Annotated in this window: 22 protein-coding genes (1 of these 22 cut by a window edge); 11 read left to right on the top strand and 11 right to left on the bottom strand. The window is 64.4% G+C overall.

Going from position 1 to position 21992, the window contains the following annotated elements; all coding sequences use genetic code 11:
* The first annotated feature begins 29 nt into the window (after positions 1-29).
* Together RX330_RS04660 and RX330_RS04655 are read left to right on the top strand one after the other, a co-directional pair.
* Entirely contained in the window at positions 30-263 is a 234-nt protein-coding gene (locus RX330_RS04660) for a NepR family anti-sigma factor (RefSeq protein ID WP_063197653.1), read from the top strand.
* Complete coding sequence (locus RX330_RS04655; RefSeq protein WP_011090521.1) at positions 263-811, top strand: sigma-70 family RNA polymerase sigma factor; 549 nt, start codon at positions 263-265, stop codon at positions 809-811. Before RX330_RS04660 ends, RX330_RS04655 begins: the two co-directional genes overlap by 1 nt.
* A 93-nt stretch (positions 812-904) precedes the next feature.
* Here the strand turns inward: RX330_RS04655 and RX330_RS04650 are convergent, their stop codons facing one another.
* The 8 genes from RX330_RS04650 to RX330_RS04615 form a co-directional block, all read right to left on the bottom strand.
* Positions 905-1618, bottom strand: coding sequence for a nitroreductase (locus RX330_RS04650; RefSeq protein WP_212079882.1), 714 nt, complete (start codon positions 1616-1618; stop codon positions 905-907).
* 128 nt (positions 1619-1746) lie between these two features.
* Positions 1747-2991, bottom strand: a complete 1245-nt coding sequence (locus RX330_RS04645) for an acyl-CoA dehydrogenase (RefSeq protein ID WP_317242218.1) — start codon at positions 2989-2991, stop codon at positions 1747-1749.
* Positions 2992-3000: 9 nt separating this feature from the next.
* Complete coding sequence (locus tag RX330_RS04640; protein WP_317242217.1) at positions 3001-4245, bottom strand: acyl-CoA dehydrogenase; 1245 nt, start codon at positions 4243-4245, stop codon at positions 3001-3003.
* A 124-nt stretch (positions 4246-4369) separates the two neighbouring features.
* On the bottom strand, positions 4370-5497 hold the full coding sequence (locus tag RX330_RS04635; protein ID WP_317242216.1) for an acyl-CoA dehydrogenase family protein: 1128 nt from the start codon (positions 5495-5497) through the stop codon (positions 4370-4372).
* 161 nt (positions 5498-5658) lie between these two features.
* Positions 5659-7530 carry an AMP-binding protein gene (locus tag RX330_RS04630; protein WP_317242215.1) on the bottom strand — a complete coding sequence of 624 codons (1872 nt, stop codon included), beginning with the start codon at positions 7528-7530 and terminating at the stop codon, positions 5659-5661.
* Positions 7531-7573: 43 nt separating this feature from the next.
* Positions 7574-8380, bottom strand: coding sequence for an enoyl-CoA hydratase/isomerase family protein (locus RX330_RS04625; RefSeq protein WP_317242214.1), 807 nt, complete (start codon positions 8378-8380; stop codon positions 7574-7576).
* Positions 8381-8608: 228 nt separating this feature from the next.
* Complete coding sequence (locus tag RX330_RS04620) at positions 8609-9367, bottom strand: SDR family NAD(P)-dependent oxidoreductase (protein ID WP_317242213.1); 759 nt, start codon at positions 9365-9367, stop codon at positions 8609-8611.
* A gap of 55 nt (positions 9368-9422) precedes the next feature.
* Entirely contained in the window at positions 9423-10082 is a 660-nt protein-coding gene (locus RX330_RS04615) for a TetR family transcriptional regulator (RefSeq protein WP_317242212.1), read from the bottom strand.
* 153 nt (positions 10083-10235) lie between these two features.
* Here RX330_RS04615 and RX330_RS04610 point away from each other — a divergent pair, with 153 nt between their 5' ends.
* On the top strand, positions 10236-11408 hold the full coding sequence (locus tag RX330_RS04610) for an acetyl-CoA C-acetyltransferase (protein ID WP_317242211.1): 1173 nt from the start codon (positions 10236-10238) through the stop codon (positions 11406-11408).
* Positions 11409-11520: 112 nt separating this feature from the next.
* Positions 11521-13065 (top strand): acyl-CoA synthetase, encoded by a 1545-nt coding sequence (locus RX330_RS04605; RefSeq protein WP_317242210.1) that lies wholly within the window; start codon positions 11521-11523, stop codon positions 13063-13065.
* Positions 13066-13107: 42 nt separating this feature from the next.
* On the opposite strand, the gene RX330_RS04600 is transcribed toward RX330_RS04605, so the two are convergent.
* Positions 13108-13650: a methylated-DNA--[protein]-cysteine S-methyltransferase gene (locus RX330_RS04600; RefSeq protein ID WP_317242209.1), complete on the bottom strand. Its 543-nt coding sequence runs from the start codon at positions 13648-13650 to the stop codon at positions 13108-13110.
* 135 nt (positions 13651-13785) lie between these two features.
* Here RX330_RS04600 and RX330_RS04595 point away from each other — a divergent pair, with 135 nt between their 5' ends.
* The gene (locus RX330_RS04595) at positions 13786-14604 is read left to right on the top strand and encodes an alpha/beta fold hydrolase (RefSeq protein ID WP_317242208.1); all 819 of its coding nucleotides are present in this window, start codon (positions 13786-13788) and stop codon (positions 14602-14604) included.
* A gap of 2 nt (positions 14605-14606) precedes the next feature.
* A complete protein-coding gene (locus RX330_RS04590) occupies positions 14607-15419 on the top strand; it encodes an alpha/beta fold hydrolase (protein WP_317242207.1) in 813 nt (270 codons plus the stop codon).
* Positions 15420-15461: 42 nt separating this feature from the next.
* Here RX330_RS04590 and RX330_RS04585 read toward each other — a convergent pair whose 3' ends face one another.
* Positions 15462-15917 carry a carboxymuconolactone decarboxylase family protein gene (locus tag RX330_RS04585; protein WP_317242206.1) on the bottom strand — a complete coding sequence of 152 codons (456 nt, stop codon included), beginning with the start codon at positions 15915-15917 and terminating at the stop codon, positions 15462-15464.
* Positions 15918-16015: 98 nt separating this feature from the next.
* Here RX330_RS04585 and RX330_RS04580 point away from each other — a divergent pair, with 98 nt between their 5' ends.
* From RX330_RS04580 to RX330_RS04560, 5 genes are all read left to right on the top strand, one after another.
* Positions 16016-16885, top strand: coding sequence for a sigma-70 family RNA polymerase sigma factor (locus tag RX330_RS04580; protein WP_317242205.1), 870 nt, complete (start codon positions 16016-16018; stop codon positions 16883-16885).
* Positions 16886-17059: 174 nt separating this feature from the next.
* A complete protein-coding gene (locus tag RX330_RS04575; RefSeq protein ID WP_317242204.1) occupies positions 17060-17737 on the top strand; it encodes a GntR family transcriptional regulator in 678 nt (225 codons plus the stop codon).
* 146 nt (positions 17738-17883) lie between these two features.
* Complete coding sequence (locus RX330_RS04570; protein ID WP_317242203.1) at positions 17884-18684, top strand: phytanoyl-CoA dioxygenase family protein; 801 nt, start codon at positions 17884-17886, stop codon at positions 18682-18684.
* Between the two features lie 158 nt (positions 18685-18842).
* Positions 18843-20156 (top strand): NAD(P)H-dependent oxidoreductase, encoded by a 1314-nt coding sequence (locus tag RX330_RS04565; protein WP_317242202.1) that lies wholly within the window; start codon positions 18843-18845, stop codon positions 20154-20156.
* A gap of 175 nt (positions 20157-20331) precedes the next feature.
* Positions 20332-21420: a TRAP transporter substrate-binding protein gene (locus RX330_RS04560; protein ID WP_212079852.1), complete on the top strand. Its 1089-nt coding sequence runs from the start codon at positions 20332-20334 to the stop codon at positions 21418-21420.
* Positions 21421-21636: 216 nt separating this feature from the next.
* Here the strand turns inward: RX330_RS04560 and RX330_RS04555 are convergent, their stop codons facing one another.
* A protein-coding gene (locus RX330_RS04555) for a hypothetical protein (protein ID WP_317242201.1) crosses the window boundary here: on the bottom strand, positions 21637-21992 show its 3' portion. It continues 256 nt past the right edge of the window; only the last 356 of its 612 coding nucleotides appear in the window; the start codon falls outside the window, past its right edge; its stop codon occupies positions 21637-21639.

Below are 21992 nucleotides of genomic sequence, written 5' to 3'. Positions count from 1 at the left end.
ACTTAACTCGGGGAAACGTGGAACAGGTCATGAAAGATCTCAAGTCTCAAGCCAGCAGAAGCACGACCCCCGGCAAGGGAGGCCTCACTCCGGAGATCCAATCCCGGATAGGGCATCAGTTGCGCGCCATGTATGATGATGTCGTGCGACAAGGCGTTCCGGATCGGTTCGCAGAGCTGATCAAGAAGCTTGATGCGCCGGGAGCGACACCCCAATTGGGCGATGAGGGCGGATCCAACGACAACAACAATGGGAGGGACTAATGCCTCTCACGGATTCCCTGCGTAACGACATCCTGGCGGCCGTGCCCAGTCTGCGCGCGTTCGCCATTTCGCTCAGCGGCAATGCGGACCGCGCCGACGATTTGGTCCAGGAGACGCTGCTCCGCGCGCTCGCCAACATCGACTCGTTCCAGCCCGGCTCCAATCTGCCGGCGTGGCTGTTCACGATCCTGCGCAACCTATTCCGTTCCGACTACCGCAAGCGGCGGCGCGAGGTCGAGGATGCCGAGGGCAACTACGCCAAGACGCTGAAGACACAGCCCTCGCAGAACGCACATCTCGAGTTCGAGGAGTTCCGCACGGCGCTCGAGAAGCTTCCGCAGGACCAGCGTGAAGCGTTGATCCTGGTCGGCGCCTCGGGCTTCTCCTACGAGGATGCGGCCTCGATCTGCGGCTGCGCGGTCGGCACGATCAAGAGCCGCGTGAACCGCGCCCGCTCGAAGCTCGCCGCACTGCTCTATGTCGACGGCGCCGAGGATTTCGGGCCTGACGAGACGGTGCGGGCCGTGATCGGCGGCAGCGGCGGCTGACGGCCATTCGACCGAGACAGACGAAGGCGGCCGTTTCCACGGCCGTCTTCGCGCGCGTCTGAGGCCGACGGCGCGGGACCACGCCGCTCTCGATCACTCCTCTGCAAAGGTGACCGTATCTGCCACGCTCGCACGCGAGGTGCGGTAGCTGTTGACCTTGTGGGCGTCGTCCGCATAACCGAACGAGATGCCGCAGACGATCCGGCGATCGTCGGGCAGGTTGAAGTGGCGGCGGATCAGGCCGGAATGCCGCGCCAAGGCGGCCTGCGGAATCGTGCCGAGCCCGAGCGCCTGCGCGGCCAGCATGAAATTGCTGACATAGGCGCCGCAATCGATCGCACCGTAAATGCCGAGCGGCTCGTTGGTGTGGATGATCGCGACGTGCGGCGCGCCGAAGAAATTGTAGTTCTCCAGCGCTTGCTTGGCGTAGGCGCTTCTGTCGCCGCGGGCGATGCCCAGCGTATTGTACAGCTGAAAACCGCTCTCGCGGCGCCGCTCCAGATAGATCCCGACATATTCGCGCGGCGGCGTGAAATCGTAGTCGTCGCCGAGACCGCCAGAAGCCTCCTTGTAGATCGCCTGGCGAAAGCGCTCCTTGGCAGCGCCGCTGGCGATGACGACCTGCCAGGGCTGGCTGTTGCACCATGAGGCCGTGCGCTGCGCGGTGGTCAGCACATGCTCGATGGTGGCGCGGTCGACTTCCTTCGGCAGGAAGGCGCGGACGGAATAACGCTCATTGAGGAGCTCTTCGAGCACGCCGATACGGTCTTCAGTGGAGTGGCGGGCATTGGGTGCTTTAGCGTCCATGGCTTGACTCGCTTTCGTGCCCCGGACGCGACACAGCACGAAGTGATGCGGCGCAGAGCCGGGGCCCATTGTGGAATTCCGGGTCCCGGCTCACGGCGCGCTGCGCCGCGTCCGGGACACGAGGATAATCACCGCCCCTTGGTCGGGATCTTGTTGTACGGCACGTCCTTGTCGACACGAATGTCGCCCGGCAGCCCCAGCACGCGCTCGGCGATGATGTTGCGCAGGATCTCGTCGGTGCCGCCCGCGATGCGCATCGAGGGCGCGGACAGCAGCATCTGCTGGAACTGGCCCTGCACCGTTTCCTCGTCGTTTCCGGTGAGAACACCGGCCGCGCCCTGTAGGTCCATCGCGTAGGTCGCAATGTCCTGGAGCATCATGCCCGAGACCAGCTTCCCGATGGAGTTCTCCGGGCCCGGCCGCTCGCCCTTCGAAAGGGCCGAGATGGTGCGGTAGCTGGTGTATTTCAGCCCGCTCGACTTCGCCGCCCAGCTCGCAAGCTTCGAGCGCACGGCGGGATCGTCGATGGCGAGCCCCTCCTCCAACATGAGGTTGGAGCAGAAGTCGAACATCTCGGGGACGCCGGTCGCAAGCCGCGAGCCGATCGACATGCGCTCGTTCATCAGCGTGGTCAGCGATACGCTCCAGCCCTCGCCGACGGCGCCGAGGCGCTGGCTGTCGGGAATCACAACGTCGGTGAAATAGACTTCGTTGAACTCCTGCATGCCATTGGCCTGCTTGATCGGCCTGACCTCCACGCCGGGGCTCTTCATGTCCAGGAAGAACATGGTGAGGCCCTTGTGCTTGGGCACACTCGGATCGGTGCGCGCGATCAAAAGGCCGTAGTCGGAGTAATGCGCGCCCGAGGTCCAGATCTTCTGGCCATTAACAACCCAATTGTCGCCCTTCTTCTCCGCGCGTGTGCGCAGACCCGCGACGTCCGAACCAGCGGACGGTTCGGAGAACAACTGGCACCAGATCTCCTCGCCCGAGGCGAGCTTCGGCAGATACCTGCGCTTCGCATCCTCGCTGCCGAACGCCATCACGGTCGGGCCGCACATGCCCTCGCCGATCTGGAACGGCTGCGTCAGCTTGCCGTAGACGCCCTCCTCCTGCTGCCAGATCACCTTCTCGATCGGCGTCGCGCCGCGGCCGCCATACTCCTTAGGCCAGTGCAGACAGGCCCAGCCGCCTTCGGCCTTTTTCTTCTGCCAGGCCTTGCCGACATCGACGATGTCGTGGCTGGCAAGGCGAATGCGGCCGAGCGAGGATTTCGACAGCTCGGCATGCAATTCCTTCGGCGCGTGGGCGTCGATCCATTTCCGCGCGGTCTCGCGGAATGCGGCTTCCTGCGGGGTGTCGTCGAAATTCATGGCGGACCTCTACCCTCTTCCCTTCGTCGGGATCTTGTTGAACGGCACGTCCTTGTCGACCCTGATATCGCCGGGCAGGCCCAGCACCCGCTCGGCGATGATGTTGCGCATGATCTCGTCGGTGCCGCCTTCGACGCGCGTGCCGGGTGCGCGCAGCAGCATCGCCTGGAAACGGCCGGCGAGTTCGGCATCCTCACCGCTGACCACGCCGCTAGCCCCCTGCAGATCCAGCGCGTAGGTCGCGACGTCCTGAATCATCGAGCCCGCCACCAGCTTGCCGATGGAATTTTCCGGCCCCGGCCGCTCGCCCTTCGAGAGCGCCGAAATCGCGCGCATGCTGGTGTATTTCAGCCCGCTCGCCTTCACCGCCCAGTTCGCCAGCTTCGCGCGCACGGCGCGATCCTCGATCGCCGGCCCGTCGTCGAGCATCAGGCTGGAGCAATACTCGAACAATTCAGGGAAGCCGGTCGAGACGGCCGCGCCGATCGCGCTGCGCTCGTTCATCAGCGTGGTCAGCGAGACGTTCCAGCCGTCGCCGACCTCGCCGAGACGCTGGTGGTCGGGGATGCGGACATTGGTGAAATAGACCTCGTTGAAGTCGGAAGCGCCGCTGGCCTGCTTGATCGGCCTGACCTCGACGCCGGGGCTCTTCATGTCCAGGAAGAACATGGTGAGGCCCTTGTGCTTCGGCACGGTCGAATCGGTGCGCGTGAGCAGGATGCCGTAATCGGAATAATGCGCGCCCGACGTCCAGATCTTCTGGCCGTTGACGACCCACTCGTCGCCATCTTTCTCTGCGCGCGTGCGCAAGCCCGCGACGTCGGAGCCGCCGGCCGGCTCGGAGAACAGCTGGCACCACACCTTCTCGCCTGATGCGAGCGGCGGCAAATAGGTCCGCTTATGCTCCTCGCGTGCGAACGCCATCATGGTCGGCCCGCACATGCCGTGGCCGATGATGAACATGCGTGAGAGCTGACCAAACGGCCCCTCTTCCTGCTGCCAGATTACGCGCTCGATCGGCGACGATCCGCGGCCGCCATACTCCTTCGGCCAGTGCAGGCAGGCCCAGCCAGCGTCGGCCTTCTTCTTCTGCCAGGCCTTTGCGACCTCGAGAATGTCGGCATTCCTAAGCACGGTGCGGCCGAGCGAGGATTTGCGCAGCTCGTCCTCGTATTGCTTCGGCGCGTTCGCGCCGATCCAGGCGCGCGCGGTGGCGCGGAATTCGGCTTCCTGCGGGGTGTCGTCGAAGTTCATGGTTCTTTATCTCTTCTTCCGTCGTTCCGGGGCGATGCGCAGCATCGAACCCGGAATCCAGAGGTTATCGACTCAACTCGAGATTCCGGGTTCTCGCTTCGCGAGCCCCGGAATGACGACAACATCAAGCCGCGTTCTTCTTGCGCATGCGGTCGATCAACTGGTCCTCCCAATAGGACAGGCTGCCGAGACCAAGCGCCATGGCGTTGGCGCGGCGATAGTACATGTGGCAGTCGAACTCCCAGGTGAAACCCATGCCGCCGTGAACCTGGATGTTGTTCTTGGCGCAGTGCTGAAACGCCTGCGTCGCGCTGATCCGGGCGGCAGCCGCAGCTTCCGGCAGCTCGCCAGCATTGGTCGAGAGCGCCCAGGCGCCGTAATAGCAGTTGGAGCGCGCCAGCGTCGCCGAGACATACATGTCGGCAAGCATGTGCTTGACCGCCTGGAACGACCCGATTTGCCGGCCGAAGGCGATGCGGTCGAGCGCGTAGTCCCGCCCCATCTCCAGCGCGCGATCGGAGCCGCCGACCTGCTCGAACGCGCAGAGCACCGCGGCGCGATCGAGCACCTGGGTGAGGATGCTCCAGCCCTCGCCGGCAACTCCTAGCGGCTCGGCCTTGCAGTCCTTGAAGATGATCTCGGCCTGACCGCGGGTCGGATCGAGATTGGTGAGGCTCTTCACCTCGACGCCACCGGACTTGAGGTCGACCAGGAACAGCGAGATATCGCTGTCCCGGCCGCTCGATCCGGTACGCGCGGCAACAACCGCGAAATCGGCGATGGCGCCGTCGGCGACCGGCTTCTTGACGCCATTGAGCACGCCGTTCGCAGCCGTGAGCTTGACGTTCTTCGGCGACGGATTCCCCTTGCCCTCGAATAGCGCCAGCGTGCCGATCGCCTCGCCCGACGCGATCGCCGGCAACCATTTCTTCTTCTGCGCGTCGCTGCCGGCGATCAGCAGCGCCTCGGCGGCGAGATACACGGTCGAGGAGAACGGCACCGGGGCATTGGCCCGTCCCATCTCCTCCGCGATCACGCAGAGCTCGAGATGGCCCGCACCCGCCCCGCCAAACTCCTCGGGAATCGCAACGCCGAGAAAGCCCATCTCGGCGAGGCCCTTCCATAGCTCCTTGTCATAGGGCGCCTTGCCGTCGAGCACGACGCGCACCGCCTTGGGCGAGCATTTTTCGGCAAGGAATTTGCGCGCCTGGTCGCGGAGCTGCTTCTGATCGTCGGAGAAATCGAAGTTCATGGCGGGCTACCTCTTGTTTGTTCGTCTTGTTCATTTTGAGACCGTCATTCCGGGGCGCGACGAAGTCGCGAGCCCGGAATCCATTTCGCCGCGTTTATGCGGCCTGATGGATTCCGGGTTCGCGCTGCGCGCGCCCCGGAATGACAGGCGAGAACGGTGCGTCATCGCAGCACGATCACATCCTGGTCCGGCTTGTCAGCATAGAGCCGCCCAACCAACACCGCTCTGCGCTCCAGGCCGGCGCGCTGGTTGATGTAGCCCTTGTCGGTGAGCTCGTTGCCGTCGATCGACGGCGGCTCGTCCATCAGCATGGCGCGCGCGATGATGCGGCTGCTGGCGCCTTCGCATTCTTTGTTGTGAGCTTCCAGCCCCCGTCTGAAGCAGGCAATGACCTCGGGATGCTTCACCGCATCAGCAAAGCTGAGATCGGGATTGCCAACGAGCTGCCGGCAAGCGTGAAGGTTCGGCCAGGCGAGCAGGCCGATGAACGGGCGATCCTGCCCCGCGACCAGCGCGTCATGAACCACGGGCGTCGCCGCCGCGATCGCATCGGTCCGCAGCGAGCCGACATGCACAAATGTGCCGGTGGTGAGCTTGAAATCCTCAACGACACGGCCGGCAAAGATGATGCCTTTTACCGGATCGGCATCGTCGACGAAGATGCCGGCATCGCCGATGCAGTAAAAGCCTTCCTCGTCGAACATCTTCTTCGTCAGCTCGGGCTGGCCGAAATAGCCGGGCGTGACGTTGACGCCGCGCAGGCGCAACTCGTATTTCGAGCCGCAAGGCACCATCTTCAACTCAACGCCTGGGAACGGCAGGCCGATCAGGCCGACGCGCTCGGTGTCCCAATAGGTGCCGGTCGAGGTCGGCGCGGTTTCGGTCGAGCCCCAGCCGGTGTAGAACACGATGCGCTCTCCGGTCGTCTTCACGGCGAGGGCCTGCATGCGGTCGTAGAGATCGTCCGGCAGCCGCGCGCCGCCATAGGCCATGATCGAGAGATTTTTGAAGAAGGAACGGCAGAGCGCATCGTCCTTCTCCATGGCGGCCGCGAGCGCGGCATAGCCGGCGGGGACATTGGCGTAATAGGTCGGGGAGATCTCGCGCAGGTTCCGCAACGTCTCCTCGAACTGGCCGGGCATCGGCCGGCCGTCATCGATATAGAGCGTGCCGCCATCAACCAGGATCGGATGAAACGCGGCATTGCCGCCCATGGTGTGATTCCAGGGCATCCAGTCCAGCATGGTCGAGATCGGGCCGCCAGGGTCACGGGGCCTCACCTGCATCATCATCGCAGCATTGGCGCACATCATCTCCTGCGTGTTGATGACGGCCTTGGGCATGCCGGTCGAGCCTGACGTGAACAGCAGCTTGCCGACGGTGTCGGGCGTGATCGTCGCAATCGACGCCTCGACATCCTTCGTCACCGGCGTCGCCGCGAGTTCGGCGAAGCTGACGCTTGTGATGCCGTCGCAGGGCCGCGCGACGTGAACGACGGTGACGCCACCAAGGTCGAGCGCCTTCAGCGCCTTCTCGAAGGTCGGACCGTCCTGCACCATCAATACGGCCGGCTTGATCAAGTCGAACAGGTATTTCAGCTTGACGTGATCGTGGCTCATCAGCGAGTAGGCCGGCGATACCGGCGCCGCCGGTACGCGTGCCTGCATCGCCGCCTGCGTCATCAGCGCATGCTCGATCGAATTGCCGGAGAGGATCGCGACGGGACGGCCATCGAGCCCGAGATTGAGCAGGCCTTGCGTCAGCGCATCCACGGTGCGCTTGGCTTCGGCATAAGATACCTTGCGCCATTCGCGGTTGGGCCCGCCGCGTTGCGCCAGCCAGATGCGCTCGGGCGCTTCCCTCGCCCATTTCGCCAGCGACGCCGGGATGTGCTTCTCGTAAGACTGCAGCGGAATGCGCGACTTCAGCACCACCGTGCCGTCGGCGCGGCGCCCGACGTCGATGTCGCGCGCGAGCCACTCGACCTTGCGAAAGGCGGGCTTCGTCATCACCGCCGCCGCGCTCCCACTCATTTTGCGTCTCCCGGAATTATCGTCCTTTGCGGATCGTTCTCGTTCAGCGCTTGATATAGACAGGCTTTCGCTTCTCAAGGAAGGCCCTGATGCCTTCCGAAAATTCCTCGGAGCGGCTGCACAGGACCTGGTTGCGATCTTCCATTCCGATAACGGCCTCGAGCGAGCCGGCGTCGACGCTCATGTTGAGACATTCCTTGGACAGGCGCAGTCCGACCGGCGAGGCTGTCATCATCGCATCGACATAGGGCACAGCCGCATCGTCGAGCTTGTCCTCGTCGACGACCTCTGAGACCAGTCCGACCGCGAGCGCGCGCTCGGCGCCGATGAAGCGACCCGTCAGGATCAATTCCGATGCCACGGACACGCCGACGAGGCGCGGCAGGAAATAGCTGGTGCCGATGTCGCAGCCGCCGAGGCCGAGCTTGATGAAGGCGCAGTTCATCCGCGCCGATTTCGTCGCGATGCGGATATCGGACGCCAGTGCCAGCGCAAAGCCACCGCCGGCCGCCGCGCCCTGCACCAGCGAAAGGATCGGCTGTGGGCAGCGCCGCATCAGCATCACGATATCTGCGATGCGGCGCTGCGAATCGAGCGACTCCGTGACGCCGGGCGGTTCCTGCTGTCCTGCGCGGCGAGCCATCGCCGCCTTGAGATCAAGACCCGCACAGAAATTCTTGCCGGCGCCCCGGAGCACAACGACGCGCGTGTCGCGATTGCGCTGCAGGCCCTGGAAATAAACGTTGAGCGCGTCGATCAGCGCAGGATCAAGCGCGTTGAGACTGTCGGGGCGATTGAGCGTCACCCGGTCGACGCCGTCGTCATGTTCGATCAGCAGCGGTTGGGACATGGGCGCTCCTGAGTACCGCCGATCGCGGTGCCAATTGCTGCGCCCTCTCCCCTTGTGGGAGAGGGCATGTACATCGCTGACCACATACTCGCTTGGGTGAGGGGTCTGCCTCCACTGATGAGATTGTGGAGAGAACCCATCATCCGGCGCGCTAAGAAGCGCGCCACCTTCTCCCACATCCGCCTTCGCCTGAAGGCTTCGGCGGACAAGAGGGGAGAAGGAAAGAAGCTACCTTGGCGCCATCCGGATCGCGCCGTCGAGGCGGATGGTCTCGCCGTTCAGCATCGGGTTCTCGACGATGTGCACCGCCAGCGAGCCGTATTCGGCGGCATCGCCGAGGCGCGAGGGATGCGGCACCTGGGCACCCAGGCTCTTGCGCGCCTCTTCGTTCAGGCCCATCAGCAGCGGCGTGAAGAACAGGCCGGGCGCGATGGTGTTGACGCGGATTTTCTGGCTGGCGAGGTCGCGCGCGGCCGGCAGGGTCAGGCCGACGACGCCGCCCTTCGATGCCGAATAGGCGATCTGGCCGATCTGGCCTTCGTAAGCGGCGACCGACGCCGTGTTGATGATGACGCCGCGCTCTTCGCCGACCGGCTCGATCGTGACGAGGCGCTCGGCGAACAGGCGCAGGCAGTTGAAGGTGCCGATCAGATTGACGTTGATGATGCGCGCGAATTTTTCCAAGGGATAGACGCCGTCGCGGCCGACGATGCGCTGCGAGCCGCCGATGCCGGCGCAGTTCATCAGCACGCGGGCAACACCGTGCGCGGCCTCGGCCTCGGCGATCGCCGCCTTGATCTGCTCTTCGCTGGTGACGTCGGCATGGAGCGCAACGCCCTTCACTTCGGCGGCGACCTTCTCGGCATTGTCCTTGTTCTGGTCGATCACGCCGATCTTGGCGCCCTTGGCCGCCATGGCGCGGGCGGTGGCCTCACCGAGGCCCGAACCACCGCCGGTGATGAGAACGGCTACGTCTTTCAGTTGCATGACAGGCACCTTTCCTTGGGCGTTTCTTCTCTGGACTTGTGGTGTATTGGCCGGACTATCCGGCAGCGGCAGCTTCCCCGGCTTGCGTGAGGATGCCGCCACAGATCAGCGTTTCCATGTGCTTGATGTATTGCCGGCAGACGTCGTCGGTAACCGGGCCGACGCCGGTCGCGCGGGACATCGCGTGCCGGCCGAAGAACAAATGATCGCAGGCGCCGATCAGGCTCGTGTAGAACAGCACCGGATCGGTCTGGCGGAATTCGCCGCGGCTGACGCCATCGGCCAGCAGGCGGCGGTGAAAGTCGAGCAGCGGCGCCACGAAGAATTTCGAGACTTCGTCGGCGGCGGCCGTGTTGGTCTCGTGCAAGAGGTAGTGGATCAACCGGTTCATGTAAGGGAACCGGTAATAGGCGCGGATGATGCCGCCGATATGCAGCTTCAGCTTCGCCGTGGCTGTAATCGGCTGCGCCAGCAGATATTCGAGATTGGAGAGCTCGGTCGCGGCATTGCGCTCGAGCAGCGCAAGCAGCAGGCCATCCTTGTTGCCAAAATGATATTTGACCAGCGCGGCGTTGGCGCCCGACTTCTGCGCGATGTCGCTGAGCGAGATCTCGATCGAGGAGCGTTCGATCATCAGCTCGCTCGCGGCCACGAGCAATTTCTCCGCGGTGGAATTCTTCCCGCTGGAGAGCCTGTTCGGTACGCTGGTAGCCACGGAGATCCCTGAATGCGCTGCGAGAGGCGCGCAGATAAGCCCAAGCAGCGCCTCATCACAAGAGTTAATTGATCGATTGACTAAACGATCTTCCGTCCCTTAAATCCGTCCCCGACAACCAACCCCAATCAAGAAATTCAGGGAGAAACCGACATGGCCGAGGCATACATCGTCGCCGCCGCGCGTACCGCCGGCGGGCGCAAGGGGGGCCGCCTCGCCGGCTGGCATCCGGCCGATCTCGCCGCGAAGGTGCTGGACGAGCTGGTCGATCGCACCAAGGTCGATCCTGCCCTGGTCGAGGACGTGATCATGGGCTGCGTGATGCAGGTCGGCGAGCAGTCCAACAACGTCGCGCGCAACGCGATCATGGCCTCGAAGCTGCCGGAGAGCGTGCCGGGCACGTCGATCGACCGCCAGTGCGGCTCCTCGCAGCAGGCGCTGCACTTCGCAGCCCAGGCCGTGATGTCGGGCACGATGGACGTCGTGATCGCCGCCGGCGTGGAATCGATGACGCGCGTGCCGATGGGCCTGTCGTCGCAGCTTCCGGCCAAGAACGGCTTTGGCAATTACAAGAGCCCTGGCATCGAGGCGAAGTATCCCAACATCGTGTTCAGCCAGTTCACCGGCGCCGAGATGATGGCTGAGAAGTACGGCCTGTCGAAGGATGATCTCGACGAGTACTCTTTCAACAGCCATCAGCGCGCGATCGCGGCGACCCAAGCCGGCCACTTCAAGAAGGAGATCGTGCCGCTCGAAATCACCCGCGCCGACGGCTCCAAGGACACCCACCACATCGACGAGGGTATCCGCTTCGACGTCACGCTCGACGGCATCAAGGGCGTCAAGCTGATTGCCGAGAACGGCAAGCTCACCGCAGCCAGCGCCAGCCAGATCTGCGACGGCGCTTCCGGCGTGATGGTCGTGAACGAGCGTGGCCTCAAGCAGCTCGGCGTCAAGCCGCTGGCGCGCATCCACCACATGACGATGACCGGCGGCGACCCCGTCATCATGCTCGACGCGCCACTGCACGCCACCAAGCGCGCGCTGGAGAAGGCCGGCATGAAGGTCGACGACATCGACCTGTTCGAGGTCAACGAGGCCTTCGCCTCGGTGCCGACCGGCTGGCTCAAGACCACTGGCGCGGATCCCGCGCGTCTCAACGTCAACGGCGGCGCCATCGCGCTCGGCCATCCGCTCGGCGGCTCCGGCACCAAGCTGATGACCACGCTGGTCCACGCCCTGCACCAGCGCGGCAAGCGCTACGGCCTGCAGACCATGTGCGAAGGCGGCGGCATGGCGAATGTGACGATCGTAGAGCGCCTGTAAAAAACAAAAGCGAGTAGCAAGTGGCGAGTAGCGAATGGTGAGTAGGCGAAGAGCGGTTTGCCCTTCCCTATTCGCCCTTCGCTACTCGCCATTCGCGTTTTGAGGAAACGCCATGACCCACCCCTCCGTCCACGCCCGCACCACGCCCGACAAGATCGCCTATCAGATGGCCGGCACCGGCAAGGCGATCACCTATCGCGAGCTCGACGAGCTTTCGAACCAGGGCGCGCATCTGTTCCGCTCGCTCGGATTGAAGGCCGGCGACCATATCGCGCTTTTGATGGAGAACCGTCTCGCCTTCATGGAGATCTGCTGGGCCGCGCAGCGCAGCGGGCTCTATTACACCGCGATCAGCCGCTATCTGAAGCAGGACGAGATCGACTACATCATCAAGGATTGCGGCGCCAAGGTCGTCATCACCACGCCGAAATGCGCTGACCAGATCAAGGATCTGGTCAAGGGCGCACCCGCCGAGCCGATCTTCTACATGATGGACGAGCCGCTGCCGGGGTTTCGTTCCTATGACAAGGAGGCCGCCGCGCAGCCGACGACGCCGATCGCGGACGAGGTCGCCGGCTACGACATGTTGTATTCGTCGGGCACCACCGGCCGGCCCAAGGGCATCAAGAAGGCGTTCGAAGGCAACAAGATCGACGTGCCGAACGCCTTCCTGCGCGTGCTCTGCGCCGACATGTGCGGCATGAATGCGGAGAGCACATATCTGTCGCCGGCGCCGCTTTATCACGCCGCGCCGCTGCGCTTCAACATGATGGCGACCGTGCTCGGCGGCACCTCGATCATCATGGAGCACTTCGACGCCGAAGATTTCCTGAAGCTGGTCGAGAAATACAAGGTCACGCAGTCGCAACTCGTGCCGACCATGTTCGTGCGCATGCTGAAACTGCCGGACGAGGTTCGCACCAAATACAACGTCTCCACGCTCAAGGGCGCGATCCATGCCGCCGCGCCGTGCCCGGTCGACGTGAAGGCCAAGATGATCGAATGGTGGGGACCGATCCTGATCGAGTATTACGCAGGCTCGGAAGGCAACGGCGTCACCGTCTGCAACTCACAGCAATGGCTGGAGCATCGCGGCAGCGTCGGCCGCGCCGTTGTCGGCAAGATCAAGATCTTGGACGAGAACGACGAGGAGCAGCCGGTCGGCGAGATCGGCACGGTCTATTTCGCCGACGCGCCCGCGTTCACCTATCACAACGACCCGGAGAAGACGAAGAAGGCCTACAACGCCAAAGGTTGGTCGACGCTCGGCGACGTCGGCTATCTCGACAAGGACGGCTTCCTCTATCTCACCGATCGCAAGTCCTACATGATCATCTCCGGCGGCGTGAACATCTACCCGCAGGAGACCGAGGACGTGCTGATCACCCATCCCGACGTCGCCGACGTCGCCGTGTTCGGCGTGCCGAACGAGGAGATGGGCGAAGAGGTCAAGGCGGTGGTGCAGCCGCACGACATGAGCCGCGCCGGCAAGGCGCTGGAGACCGATTTGATCGCCTACTGCAAGAGCCGCCTCTCCGCGATCAAGTGCCCGCGCTCGATCGATTTCGAGCCCGAGCTGCCGCGTACGCCGACCGGCAAGCTGGTGAAGCGGCATCTTCGCGACAAATATTGGCCGAAGGCGGCCGCGAAGATTTGAGGCGCCTCTTACCCTCCCCTGGACGGGGGAGGGTGGACCACCTCAATCGAACAGACTCGGCGTGTGGTTCACCAGCGCGCCTTCGATCTCCAGCATCTTCAGCTTCGTCACCACGCCGCCGTTGGCCGAAAATCCGCCGGGCTTGTTGCCGGCGGCGAGCACGCGGTGGCAGGGCACGACGATCGGACACGGGTTGCGACCGAGCGCCTGACCGACGTCCCGCGACAGCTGGACACCGCCGAGCTGCTTGGCGATATCGCCATAGGTGACGGTCTTCCCGGGCGGAATCGCGCGGGCGATCTCGTAGACGCCGCGGTTGAATTCGGGCACGCCGTCGAGATCGAGCTCGATATCGGTGAGGTCATCCGGCTCGCCTGAGAGCAGTTTTGTTATCCGGTCGATCGCCTCTCGCACTTCGGCCGTCGGCTCGGCCTCGCTGGCGTCGGCGTGACGCTGGCTGATCCGGGTGCGGATCTTCTGCTCACCGCCCATCGGCAATTGCGTGCCGTTGATGCCGCGCGGGCCCCAGGCGACGGCGCAGAGGCCGATTTTGGTGTCGAACAGGGCAAAATGCTGGTTGGTCATGGATCGGTTCCTGGCTTGCGTCCTTGTCGCACGCCCCCAATGAGATCTCGGTCCAAATCTAGGCTTGGAAATAGTTGCGATCCACCCGGTTTCCGGGGATCTTGCACAAGAGTTCCGGTCCCTCGCGAGCCTCGCATGCAAAGCCTCCACGTTAACGGATACGACATGCCCTATCTCGACGTGGGCGAAGACTGGGGTCGTCCGCCTCTGGTCTGTGTGCATGGCTCGCTCAACGATTTCCGCGTCTGGGGCTGCGTGCTCGGACCGCTGAGCCAGCGGCACCGGGTAATCGCCGTCAGCCTGAGGCACTTCTTCCCGGAACGCTGGGACGGCGTCGGTGACACCTATTCGATCGAGCAGCACGTCCAGGACGTCATCGGCTTCATCGAGAAGCTCGACCTTGGTCCGGTCGACCTGATGGGCCATTCCCGCGGCGGGCATATCTGCTTCCGTGTGGCACAGCGGAGGCCTGATCTGTTGCGCCGCCTGGTCCTCGCCGAGCCCGGCGGTGAACTCGATGTGAGCCTCGACCCTGATTACGTCGGCGGCCCGTCACCGCTGCTGGCGCGGTTCACGGCCTCGGCCGAGAAGATCGCATCCGGCGATGTCGACGGCGGCCTCGCCGTCTTCGTCGATACGCTGGAAGGGGCTGGCACCTGGCCGCGGCTGCCGGCGATGGTGAAACAGAATCTGCGCGACAACGCCATGACGCTGATCGGCCAGGTTCGCGACAACCGCCCGCCGTTCTCGAAGGCGGATGCGGAGTCCATCAAAATGCCGACGCTGTTCGTCCTCGGCGCGCGGACCAAGGGGCTGCTGCCGAAGGTGCTGCATGCGCTGGCCGCGCATGTGCCCTATTCCAGGACGGCGGTCATCCCGAATGCGACGCATCCGATGTTCGAGCAGGCGCCGCAGAAATACTCCGAAATGGTCCTGGATTTTCTGGCGAGCTGAGCATGCAGACATTCCACGTCAACGGTTACGACATGGCCTATCTCGAAGTCGGCGAGGGCCCGCCGCTGGTCTGCGTGCACGGCACGCTCGGGGATTTCCGCACCTGGTATTCCGTGCTCGGCCCGCTCTCGAAGACGCACCGCGTGATCTCGGTCAGCCTGCGGCACTTCTTCCCCGAACATTGGGATGCCGTCGGCGACGATTACAAGATGGCGCAGCATGTGGCCGACGTGACTGCCTTCATCGCGCAGGTGAGACCCGGACCCGTCGATCTGATGGGCCATTCCCGCGGCGGCCATATCGCATTCCGCGTGGCGCAGGCACGGCCTGATCTGCTGCGGAAACTGGTGCTGGCCGAGCCGGGCGGCGATCTCGATGCATCCCTGCCGGTGCCCGACGGCACGCCCAGCCACCCCTCGCTCGCCGCGCGTACCGTGCGCTCGGTCGAGATGATCCGCGCCGGCGATATCGAGGGCGCGCTGCAGAATTTCTACGAGGGAATCGAAGGCGACGGCTCCTGGCGGCGCGTGCCGGCGGCGGCCAAGCAGCAGCTGCGCGACAACGCGCTGACCTTCCTCGGCCAGATCAACGAGCAGCGCAAACCCTATACCCTTAGCGATGCGCAGGCGATCAGGACGCCGACGCTGCTGATCGGCGGCGGCGCGACGACAGGAAGCCTGTCGGTGATGTGGCGCGTGCTGGCCGCGCACATTGCAGGCGCGAAGACAGCGGTGATTCCGAACGCGGGCCATTGGATGTTCGAGCAGGCCCCGCTCGAGTTCGGCGAGGCGGTGAGCACGTTCCTGGCGGAATAGTTGCGCGCCTCTCCCCGCAAAGCGGGGAGAGGCGAAGAGGCCTCACACCTTCCAAATACCGACCGGCATCTTGATCGTCGCGTTCAGCCGGTTCCAGACGTTGATGGTCGCGATCGCGACGATCAGGGTTGCCAGCTCGCGCTCGTCAAAATGCTTGTCGGCCTCGTTCCAGATCGCATCCGGCACCGGATCCTCCCGATCGGCGAGGCGCGTGACGGCCTCGGTCAACGCCAGCGCGGCACGCTCGGCGTCGGTGAAATAGGGCGCATCGCGCCAGGCGGATACGGCGAACAGGCGCTCGTCGGTCTCCCCCAGCTTGCGCGCGACCTTGGGGTGCATGTCGACGCAGACGCTGCAGCCATTGATCTGGCTGGCGCGCAGGTGCACCAATTCCAGGAGCTTTTCCGGCAGCCCCTGCTTGGTCAAACTGCCGAGGGACTGAAGGACATTCATGGCTTCGGGGAGGACCATGACGGGGTGATTCATGCGGGCATGCATCTTTTCGTCTCCATCGTTCGAATTTCGAAGGTTCCGGTCACATCGGCCGGATTGGCTTCGTCATGGGCATGACGGATCGCGACCAGGGAATGTGACCGATGACCCAAAAAAACTCTGAACAGGATTTTCTCAGCCATCAGTTCGAGGCCAGCAGAGACCATTTGCGCGCGGTCGCCTACCGGATGCTGGGGTCCCGCGCCGAGGTCGATGATGCCGTGCAGGAGGCATGGCTGCGTGTCAGCCGCTACGACCTGTCCGACGTCGCGAATTTGCGCGGCTGGCTGACGACCGTCGTCGCGCGCATCTGCCTCGACATGCTGCGCGCACGGAAGTCGCGCAAGGAAGATCCGATGGGCCCGCATGTGCCCGAGCCGGTCGACGACACGCGGGAGCGCGAGGCGGAGCTGGCCGATTCCGTCGGCGCGGCGCTGCTCGTCGTGCTGGAAACACTTCAGCCGGCGGAGCGGCTCGCCTTCGTGCTGCACGACATGTTCGCAGTCCCCTTCGAGGAGATCGCACCGATCGTCGACCGCTCGGTCGACGCGTCGCGGCAGCTCGCGAGCCGGGCACGGCGGCGCGTGCAGGGGGCGCCGGTGCCCGAGACCGACATGTCGCGCCAGCGCGGCATCGTCGATGCCTTCCTCAAGGCGTCGCGCGAGGGCAATTTCGAGGGGCTGCTCGCCGTGCTCGATCCCGATGTCGTTTTCCGCGCCGACGACGCCGCGGTGCGGCTCGGCTCGCTGCCGGTGATCCGCGGCGCCGATGCGGTCGCGCAGGTCTACAAGGGCCGCGCGCGGGCCGCGCGGACCGCGCTGGTCGATGGCGAGATCGGCGTCGCCGTCATCCTCGCCGGACAGCTGCGCATCGCGCTGCGCGTGACGATCAGAGACGACCGCATTACCGGGATCGAGGCGCTGGCCGATGCGGAACGGATTGCTGCGCTTGAGGTGGAGGTGCTGGAGGGCTGAGGCCGATATCTTTTTGGCGAAAACAACCCCATGCACAGTAAACGAGGCCAGTGATGTCAATGGCTTAGCGCCGGCCTGCCGCCCCATCTTGCACCCATCTTGACGCCATCGCCCTCCAGCGATATCTTCGAATACGGAATTCCGTATTCCTATTTATTCTTCGGAGCTGCCGGCGTGATCCCTCTCGACCCGCTCCCGAACCTGATCGACCAGGTCTATGCCCGGATCCTGGAGGCGATCTCCGACCGCACGCTGCAGCCCGGCCAGCGCATCCGGCAGAACGAGCTGGCGGACAAGCTCGGCGTGTCGCGACAGCCCGTATCGCATGCGCTACATCTGCTGCACCGGCAGGGATTGGTCGCCGAAAGCGGCAGGCGCGGCTTCGAGGTCACCCAGCTCGACCCCTCACGCCTCCGCCAGCTCTACGAGGTGAGGGGCGCCATCGATGCGCTCGCCGCCGGGCTCGCAGCGGAGCGCGCGGGCTACGACGCGGCCGGCCGCGCGCGGGTGGAAGCGGCGCTCGCTGCCGGCAGCCGCATCGACCGCACGACGACGCTCGCCGAGCTGATCGTGCTCGACGTCGATTTTCACCGCGCCATCTATCAGCTCGCCGGCAATCCCGTGATCGAGGAGACGATCGCGCCGCAATGGCCGCATATGCGCCGCTCGATGGCGACGGTGCTGTCGGAGCTCGACTATCGCGGCAGCGCCTGGGCGGAGCATGCCGACATCGCCACACGCATTCTCGCGGGCGACGCCAAGGCAGCCGAACGCACGGCGTTGGCGCATGCGCAGACGGCAGGACGGATGACTGAGGAGAGATTGAGGGCAAGCGAAGAGGCGGCGGCTTAGCCGCAACACACGCCGTCATTCCGGGGCGCGCCACTTGGCGCGAGCCCGGAATCCATCGGGCGGCAGCGACGGTGGATGAATGGATTCCGGGCTCGCGCTTCGCGCGCCCCGGAATGACAATAAGACAAAACCAAGGAGGACGACCCATGAAACTGTCTCAGGAGCAATTGGAGTTCTTCCACCACGAGGGCTGGCTGTTCCTGCCCGAGCTGTTCACCCAGGAGGAGGTCGACCTGCTCGCGCGTGAGGCGGTCGGCATCTACGACGCCAACCGGCCGGAAGTCTGGCGCGAGAAAAGCGGCGCGCCGCGCACCGCCTTTGCCGCGCATCTCTACAACGAGGCCTTCGGCATTCTGGGCGCGCATCCGCGCATGATCGAGCCGGTCGAGCAGCTCTTCGGCGAGAAGGTCTACATGCACCAGTTCAAGATCAACGCGAAATCGGCCTTCACCGGCGATGTCTGGCAGTGGCACCAGGATTACGGCACCTGGAAACGCGACGACGGCATGCCGGAGCCGCGCGCGATGAACATCGCGATCTTCCTCGACGAAGTGATGCCGATCAACGGCCCCCTGATGCTGGTGCCGCGCAGCCAGAACGCCGGCGATCTCGAAGCCTCGCACGACCTGGCCACCACCTCCTATCCGCTGTGGACGCTGGACGAGGCGACGGTGACGCGATTGGTCGAGCAGGGCGGCATCGTGGCGCCCACGGGCAAGCCCGGCGGCATGCTGATGTTCCATGGCAATCTCGTGCACGGCTCGAGCGGCAACATCACGCCCTACCCGCGCAAGATCGTGTACCTGACGCTGAACGCGGTCTCGAACTACATCCGAACCCCGACGCGGCCGGAGTACATCGCCCACCGCGATTTTGCGCCGATCAAGACGGTGGAGGACGACGCGCTGGTGCGGCTTGCGCGAGCGCCGCGGCAGGCGGCGGAGTAACCTGTCATTCCGGGGCGACGCGTAGCGTCGAGCCCGGAATCCATCGCGCCGCGGAGACTGCGGACAAATGGATTCCGGGCTCGCGCTTCGCGCGCCCCGGAATGACGACTATTGATAGTTCGCATCGCCTAACAGCCATAACGCTCACGGACCTTCCCATGAACCTCTTCCGCCTCCTCCAGGCTCGTGCTTCCGCCGGCAAGCCCGTCCGTGTCGCATTGATCGGTGCGGGCAAATTCGGCTCGATGTTTCTGGCGCAGGTGCCGCACACGCCGGGGCTGGAGGTGCCCATCATCGTCGACATCGACCGCGACCGCGCGCGCGAGGCGTGCCGCACCGTGGGCTGGAGCGCCGAGCGGATCGCCGCGACCGTGTTCACCGATGACGGCGCGCGCGCCATCGCCGGCGGGGCGATGGACGTGGTGGTGGAGGCGACCGGCAATCCCGCCGTGGGGATCAAGCATGCGCGCGCCGCGATCGCCGCGGGCAAGCATATCGTGATGGTGAATGTCGAAGCCGACGTGCTGGCAGGCCCGCTCCTCGCCGAGGAAGCGCGCAAGGCGGGCGTGGTCTATTCGCTCGCCTATGGCGACCAGCCGGCGCTGACGGCGGAGATGGTCGATTGGGCCCGCGCCACCGGTTTCCGCGTCGTCGCCGCCGGCAAGGGCACGAAATATCTGCCGGCCTATCACGATGTGACACCGGACGGCGTCTGGCAGCATTACGGTCTGACCGCTGGCGAAGCGCAGTCGGCCGGCATGAATCCGCAGATGTTCAACTCGTTTCTCGACGGCACCAAATCGGCGATCGAGATGGCTGCGATCGCCAACGCCTGCGCGCTCGACGTGCCCGCGGACGGCCTGCTGTTTCCGCCCTGTGGGGTCGACGATCTGCCGCACATCATGCGGCCGCGCTCGCACGGCGGCGTGCTGGAGCGCGCCGGCGTCGTGGAGGTGGTCTCCTCGCTCGAGCGCGACGGAAGGCCGGTGTTTCGCGACCTGCGCTGGGGTGTCTACGTCGTACTGGAGGCGCCGAGCGACTACGCCGCCGACTGTTTCAGGCAATATGGCCTCAAGACTGACCACAGCGGACGCTATGCCGCGATGTACAAGCCCTATCACCTGATCGGACTCGAGCTGAACATTTCGGTGCTGTCGGCCGCGCTGCGGGGCGAGCCGACCGGACAGGCGAACGGATTTCGCGGCGATGTCGTCTCGGTCGCGAAGCGTAACTTGCGCGCCGGCGAGATGCTGGACGGCGAAGGCGGCTACACCGTCTGGGGCAAGTTAGTACCGGCAGCCGCCAGCCTGCGGGCCGGCGGGCTACCGATCGGCCTCGCGCATGGGATCAAATTGAAGCATGACGTCGCGCACAGGACCATGGTGCGGTGGAGCGACGTCGAATTCGACGCCGGGAGTGAGACCATTCGCACCCGAAAAGCCATGGAAGCCGCGTTCGCAGCGCAACATTGAGGCAGCGCCGGTAGCGCAACCAAAGCGCGCTTGCTTTGCTGCCGCCCTTTCGCCATCCTGTTCCCGATCCGGAAGCTTTAATTTCGGACACAAAGAAGCGTCGGCCACGGCGAAGCAATGCGGCATCAAGTCCGCAATCCCTCGTCGAGGACTCGACATCACAGGAGGGAAGAGCATGGAACGTCGTAAATTTCTGACGGCAGGCGGATTGGGTCTTGCCGCAAGTGCCGTCGCCGCGCCGGCAATTGCACAATCAATGCCCGAGGTGAAATGGCGGTTGGCGGCGAGTTGGCCGAAGTCGCTCGACACGCTGTATGGCGGCTGCGAGTATTTCTGCAAGCGCGTCGCCGAAATCACCGACAACAAGTTTCAGATCCAGCCGTTCGCCGCGGGCGAAATCGTCCCGGGCTTGCAGGTTCTCGACGCCGTCTCCAATGGGACGGTCGAAATGGGCAACACCGCGCTCTATTACTATTGGGGCAAGAACCCCGCCTTCACGTTCGGCACGTCGCTGCCGTTCGGCCTCAACACGCGCCAGCATATCTCCTGGCTGATTTGGGGCGGTGGCCAGGACATGCTCAACGATCTCCTGAAGGAGCACAGGGCGATCGGCGTGCCCACGGGTTCGACCGGTGCCCAGATGGGCGGCTGGTTTCGCAAGGAGATCAAGACCGTCGACGACCTCAAGGGGCTGAAATTCCGCGTCGGCGGATTCGCCGGCACCATCATCGGAAAGCTGGGCGGCGTGCCGCAGCAGATCGCGGCGGGCGACATCTACCCCGCGCTCGAGAAGGGCACTATCGACGCGGCCGAATGGGTCGGCCCTTATGACGACGAGAAGCTCGGCTTCGTGAAGGTGGCGAAGTTCTACTACTATCCAGGTTGGTGGGAAGGCACCGGCCAAGGCCACAACATCATGAATCTCGAGAAGTGGAATGGGCTACCCAAGCATTATCAGGCCGCGATCAGTGCGGCATCGCTGGACACCTTCACCTGGGTGACGGGCAAATACGACGCGGTCAATCCGCCGGCGCTGAAGCGCCTGCTGGCTTCCGGTGCGGTTCTTAAGCCGTTCCCGCAGGAGGTGCTCGAAGCCTGCTATGGCGCGGCCAATGAGATCTACGCCGATCTGTCTAAGACCAACCCGCATTTTGCCAAGATGTATGCGAGCCTCACCGCTTTCCGGGCCGACTCGCTCGCGTGGATGCAGGTGGCAGAACTCAGCTTCGACAGCTTCATGATGCGGATGCGCACGCGGACGTAGCTGCTTCGTTGCGAGACGCCAATACGACAAAAGCCCCGGAGATGTCTCCGGGGCTTTTTTGCATTCACGGCAACGGGTTTGACGAGACGACACCGCCGGGAAGGTGTCGTCGCCCGGCGCCCCGGCCAGGCCGGGGCATGACAGCGGAGGTTGAGGTATGCGGCACGTCATCCTCGCGCCGCGCGAAGCATCGCACTTTGCGACGCAGGAGTTTTATCAGTTCTCCTCGTCCCCGAGCGCGGCGACCAGCTTGTCGTAATACTTGGCGACGAGGTCGATATTGCCCTTGTGCTCGACCGCGGGCGCCGGCGTCTTCAGCGCCTCGTTGAGCTCGTCGAGCGCCTCCTTCTTATCCTTGGCCGGCATCTTCTTGTCAGCCTGGATCTGCGCGATCTGCGTCTTGATCACCGCGTCGACACCGACATATTTCTTGGTCGCGGGGTCGAAGCCGCCGATCACGAGGCTGATGTTGTCGACGACGTTGTTGTAGTCGTCATAGCCGGCGAAGCCGTGCTTCTTGGCGACCTCCTCGAGCTGCGCGATCACCTTCTGGTCGGGCGCGGCGTTTTCGG

It is taken from the genome of Bradyrhizobium sp. NDS-1 (assembly GCF_032918005.1).
Taxonomy (GTDB): domain Bacteria; phylum Pseudomonadota; class Alphaproteobacteria; order Rhizobiales; family Xanthobacteraceae; genus Bradyrhizobium; species Bradyrhizobium tunisiense.
Note: the sequence above shows the minus strand (reverse complement) of the source record. Positions and strands in the feature narration are given on the sequence as shown.

Bases quoted from the DNA above. Each gene is read 5' to 3' on its own strand.
- RX330_RS04630 (WP_317242215.1), bottom strand. From the start codon at position 7,530: ATGAGTGGGAGCGCGGCGGCGGTGATGACGAAGCCCGCCTTTCGCAAG.
- RX330_RS04655 (WP_011090521.1), top strand. From the start codon at position 263: ATGCCTCTCACGGATTCCCTGCGTAACGACATCCTGGCGGCCGTGCCC.
- RX330_RS04595 (WP_317242208.1), top strand. From the start codon at position 13,786: ATGCAAAGCCTCCACGTTAACGGATACGACATGCCCTATCTCGACGTG.
- RX330_RS04635 (WP_317242216.1), bottom strand. From the start codon at position 5,497: ATGAACTTCGATTTCTCCGACGATCAGAAGCAGCTCCGCGACCAGGCG.
- RX330_RS04640 (WP_317242217.1), bottom strand. From the start codon at position 4,245: ATGAACTTCGACGACACCCCGCAGGAAGCCGAATTCCGCGCCACCGCG.
- RX330_RS04650 (WP_212079882.1), bottom strand. From the start codon at position 1,618: ATGGACGCTAAAGCACCCAATGCCCGCCACTCCACTGAAGACCGTATC.
- RX330_RS04600 (WP_317242209.1), bottom strand. From the start codon at position 13,650: ATGACCAACCAGCATTTTGCCCTGTTCGACACCAAAATCGGCCTCTGC.
- RX330_RS04560 (WP_212079852.1), top strand. From the start codon at position 20,332: ATGGAACGTCGTAAATTTCTGACGGCAGGCGGATTGGGTCTTGCCGCA.
- RX330_RS04605 (WP_317242210.1), top strand. From the start codon at position 11,521: ATGACCCACCCCTCCGTCCACGCCCGCACCACGCCCGACAAGATCGCC.
- RX330_RS04620 (WP_317242213.1), bottom strand. From the start codon at position 9,367: ATGCAACTGAAAGACGTAGCCGTTCTCATCACCGGCGGTGGTTCGGGC.
- RX330_RS04580 (WP_317242205.1), top strand. From the start codon at position 16,016: ATGACCCAAAAAAACTCTGAACAGGATTTTCTCAGCCATCAGTTCGAG.
- RX330_RS04585 (WP_317242206.1), bottom strand. From the start codon at position 15,917: ATGCATGCCCGCATGAATCACCCCGTCATGGTCCTCCCCGAAGCCATG.
- RX330_RS04590 (WP_317242207.1), top strand. From the start codon at position 14,607: ATGCAGACATTCCACGTCAACGGTTACGACATGGCCTATCTCGAAGTC.
- RX330_RS04565 (WP_317242202.1), top strand. From the start codon at position 18,843: ATGAACCTCTTCCGCCTCCTCCAGGCTCGTGCTTCCGCCGGCAAGCCC.
- RX330_RS04645 (WP_317242218.1), bottom strand. From the start codon at position 2,991: ATGAATTTCGACGACACCCCGCAGGAAGCCGCATTCCGCGAGACCGCG.
- RX330_RS04570 (WP_317242203.1), top strand. From the start codon at position 17,884: ATGAAACTGTCTCAGGAGCAATTGGAGTTCTTCCACCACGAGGGCTGG.
- RX330_RS04610 (WP_317242211.1), top strand. From the start codon at position 10,236: ATGGCCGAGGCATACATCGTCGCCGCCGCGCGTACCGCCGGCGGGCGC.
- RX330_RS04625 (WP_317242214.1), bottom strand. From the start codon at position 8,380: ATGTCCCAACCGCTGCTGATCGAACATGACGACGGCGTCGACCGGGTG.
- RX330_RS04660 (WP_063197653.1), top strand. From the start codon at position 30: ATGAAAGATCTCAAGTCTCAAGCCAGCAGAAGCACGACCCCCGGCAAG.